Origin of the sequence: Mesorhizobium sp. M7A.F.Ca.US.005.03.2.1, from assembly GCF_003997795.1 — a bacterium.
Classification (GTDB): domain Bacteria; phylum Pseudomonadota; class Alphaproteobacteria; order Rhizobiales; family Rhizobiaceae; genus Mesorhizobium; species Mesorhizobium ciceri.
In genome coordinates, this window is the sequence record NZ_RZRP01001544.1 from 1 (window position 1) to 565 (window position 565).

Consider the following 565-nt stretch of genomic DNA (forward strand, 5'->3'; position numbering starts at 1 on the left):
TTTCAGGACGGCGCTGTCGCCGTCGGCGGCATGATCTCGCGCAATCCTGTCCTGGTGGGCGGCTCGACGGCGTTCCTGGTGACGCTGTTCTATGTCTCCGCAAATGCCTTGTGGTACCAACCTTTCCCGCATGCCGGCGCATTTTTTGCGACCCGCAGCATTGCGGGCTTTCCGCACGCGACGCCCGACGAACCGGAGACGACATTCAACATCGTGCGGCCATCCGGCGCGCCGGCACCGATCAAGGGCGATCCGGTGGTCGAGCAGGTGCAAGGCATATTGAAGGATCTCGATTTCTATTCCGGGACGGTCGACGGCATTTCCGGACCCAACACCCGCAAGGCCATCCAGGACTATCAGCAGAAGGTCGGGCTCAGTGCGTCCGGCGAGATCGACGCGCTTCTGCTCGATCAACTGGGCGCGACGCCGAAGACAGCTTCCGTCGTGCCCAGGCCGCAGCCGCGCCCGGATATGCCGGCCGCCGTTCCGGTGTCTTTGCAGACAGGTTCGGGACAGACAAATTCCGGGCAGGCGGATGCCGCGACGCAAGCGCCCGATGCCCGCA

The 565-nt window shown here is 64.2% G+C and carries 1 protein-coding gene; it reads left to right on the forward strand.

Annotated features, from left to right (window positions below; genetic code table 11):
* The coding region (locus EN991_RS39025) for a peptidoglycan-binding protein (RefSeq protein ID WP_164769804.1) at positions 1–565 on the forward strand (565 nt) is incomplete at both ends.